The sequence below is a fragment of the Mesorhizobium sp. M7A.F.Ca.US.014.04.1.1 genome, from assembly GCF_003998745.1.
Lineage (GTDB): Bacteria > Pseudomonadota > Alphaproteobacteria > Rhizobiales > Rhizobiaceae > Mesorhizobium > Mesorhizobium ciceri.
Map to the genome: position 1 here is coordinate 1 of NZ_RZRW01000741.1, position 2,451 is coordinate 2,451.

General features: G+C 64.5%; 4 protein-coding genes and 1 pseudogene. 3 read left to right on the forward strand and 2 right to left on the reverse strand.

The annotated features are described in order from the left end of the window. Positions 1–503: HupE/UreJ family protein (locus tag EOA22_RS30830; RefSeq protein ID WP_164756073.1), on the forward strand; the 503-nt coding region annotated here is incomplete at its 5' end. An 8-nt stretch (positions 504–511) separates the two neighbouring features. Continuing rightward, positions 512–817, forward strand: coding sequence for an urease subunit beta (locus tag EOA22_RS30835; protein ID WP_013528398.1), 306 nt, complete (start codon positions 512–514; stop codon positions 815–817). Between the two features lie 20 nt (positions 818–837). Here EOA22_RS30835 and EOA22_RS30840 read toward each other — a convergent pair whose 3' ends face one another. After that, positions 838–1,326, reverse strand: a complete 489-nt coding sequence (locus tag EOA22_RS30840) for a hypothetical protein (RefSeq protein ID WP_027161068.1) — start codon at positions 1,324–1,326, stop codon at positions 838–840. Between the two features lie 129 nt (positions 1,327–1,455). After that, positions 1,456–1,839 carry a hypothetical protein gene (locus EOA22_RS30845; protein WP_063169756.1) on the reverse strand — a complete coding sequence of 128 codons (384 nt, stop codon included), beginning with the start codon at positions 1,837–1,839 and terminating at the stop codon, positions 1,456–1,458. Positions 1,840–2,018: 179 nt separating this feature from the next. On the opposite strand from EOA22_RS30845, the pseudogene ureC reads away from it, so the two are divergent. Beyond that, positions 2,019–2,451: pseudogene (gene ureC, locus EOA22_RS30850) on the forward strand (urease subunit alpha); the annotation flags it as partial.

The following is a 2,451-nucleotide window of genomic DNA, read 5'->3' on the forward strand; positions in this document are numbered from 1 at the left end:
CCCCCTCCTCCTTCACGGCCGTCTTCATGCACCCGCTCTCCGGCCTCGATCACATGACGGTGATGATCGCGGTCGGGCTGTGGGCGGCGCTCAAGGGCGGCAAGGCGGTTCTTGCCTGGCCGGCTGCCTTTGTCGGCGTCATGGTGGTCGGCGGCGCGCTGGGCATGCTGCATATGCCGCTGCCCTTCGTCGAACCGGGCATACTGGCATCGGTCGTGACACTCGGACTGCTGGTGGCGCTGGCGATCGATCTGCCGGTCTCGGCCGGCGTCGCCATCATCGGCCTGTTCGCACTTTTCCACGGCCACGCGCATGGCACCGAGGTGCCGGAGAATGCCGGCGGGCTTGAATACATGGCCGGCTTTGCCACCGCCACGCTGTTGCTGCATGCCACCGGCATCGCCACCGGTCTCGGTCTCGGCATCCGGTTTCGTGGCCTGGCCCGCGCTGCCGGTGCCGCCTGCGCGGCGATCGGCATCGGTCTCGCCTTCGGCATCGTGTGAGGGTGACCATGATCCCCGGTGAAATCATCACGGTGGGCGGCGACATCGAGCTCAACAAGGGCCTGCAGACCGTCACCCTGAAAGTCGCCAACAGCGGCGACCGGCCGATCCAGGTCGGCAGCCACTACCATTTCTTCGAGACCAATGAGGGGCTGAAATTCGACCGTGAGCGCGCCAGGGGCATGCGCCTCGACATTGCCGCGGGCACGGCCATGCGCTTCGAGCCGGGCCAGGAGCGCGACGTCACGCTGGTGCCGCTCGGCGGCAAGCGCGAGGTCTACGGATTTCAGCAGAAGGTGATGGGCAAGCTGTGAGATCTTCCGGCGCGCTCAGCTCAGTTCGATGGCTTGGCCGCGGCGTAGATGACGATCTTTCCGGGATTGTCGAATTCGACGGCGAGGACATCCTGCGCCTGCACGCGCCGCGATTCGATGGCGTTGAACAGCAGCGCGTTGGCCTCGATCTCCTTGCGCAGCTCCGTAATGTCGTCCTGATGCTGCTTGACCTTGGCCTCGATCTCCGGCGGCGGGCCGCCTTCGCTGCGCGCGGCATCGGTGAGGAACACGATGTCGACCTTGTCGAGCTTGGATGTCTTGCGCACCGTGCCGATGTTTTCACGCGTGCGGTCGATCGCCGTGTTGACGTTGCCGGCCTCAGTGTTGGCCTTGGCCTCTTCCTGCTTGACCTGCGAGCCGACGATGCGATTGACGGTCTCCGTGCTTTCCAGTCCTTGCGCCTTCAGTCCGGCAGCAGCACCAGCCGCCGCCAGGAACGTCATGGCGGCGACTGCCTGCATTCTGGTCGAGAAAGAAGTGATCGCCATCGCTCGCTCCTGAGAGAAATCGTTTCGGGGCGCGGGTTAGCGCGAAAAGAACAAAACGAATCCCGCCCGGCGAAGGTTCCTTTCCCGATGCGGCCGGCCGGCCGGATGCCGGCCCGCCATGCCGTGGCGTCAGCTCGCCTTCTTGGTGATCAGGGTCAGTGCGCCATTGGGTTCCATACTGGCTGCGACCACCTGCGCCGAGGTCATTCCCTTGGCCTCGAGCGCCGACTTGACCTTGGGTGTGGCGTCGATCGAGCTGCGCAGTTTCTTCAAGCCGTCATCGCCGCGCTGGGCGATCACCTGGTTGACCTGCGTCTGGGTGTCCTTTGGCAACTCGGTGATGTCGACGATGTTGACGCTCTGGATCGTCGGCACCGCGGGCTGAGCCTGGGGCGTGGCTGGAGCAGGCGTTGCCGGCGCCGGAGCGGGCTGTGGCGCGGGTTGCTCCTGGGCACTGGCGGCGCCCGCCAGCATCAGGCTGGCGGCGGCGGCAAGAACTATCGTTTTGCGCATGGATTTTCCTTTCCATCGATTGGCAAACGGTCGGTCTGGGGTGACGCCCTAACCTCAACCGCCAAATGGGATCAGAAGGTGTCGCCCAGCAGGTCATTGCGTGACCATAGGATGGCAGCAATGTGCAGCCGCGCTTCAATCCAACCGCATTTCGGCAAACCGCATTTCGGGAGCAATCGCTGATGGCCAGAATTACCCGCGCCGCCTACGCGCAGATGTACGGCCCGACGGTCGGCGACAGAGTACGGCTTGCCGACACCGAACTGTTCATCGAGGTCGAGAAGGATCTCACCATCCATGGCGAAGAGGTGAAATTCGGCGGCGGCAAGGTGATCCGCGACGGCATGGGCCAGAGCCAGGTTTCCAGGGCGCAAGGCGCCGTCGATACCGTGATCACCAACGCGCTGGTGATCGATGCCAGTGCAGGCATCTTCAAGGCCGATGTCGGGCTTCGCGACGGGCGCATCGCGGCCATCGGCAAGGCCGGCAATCCGGACACGCAGGATGGCGTCACCATCATCATCGGCCCCGGCACCGAGATCATCGCCGGCGAAGGCAAGATCCTGACATCAGGCGGCTTCGACGCGCATATCCACATCATCTGCCCGCAGC

What these genes read in the sequence shown, in the direction of transcription:
- EOA22_RS30835 (WP_013528398.1), top strand. Translation starts at nt 512, where the DNA reads ATGATCCCCGGTGAAATCATCACGGTGGGCGGCGACATCGAGCTCAAC.
- EOA22_RS30840 (WP_027161068.1), bottom strand. Translation starts at nt 1,326, where the DNA reads ATGGCGATCACTTCTTTCTCGACCAGAATGCAGGCAGTCGCCGCCATG.
- EOA22_RS30845 (WP_063169756.1), bottom strand. Translation starts at nt 1,839, where the DNA reads ATGCGCAAAACGATAGTTCTTGCCGCCGCCGCCAGCCTGATGCTGGCG.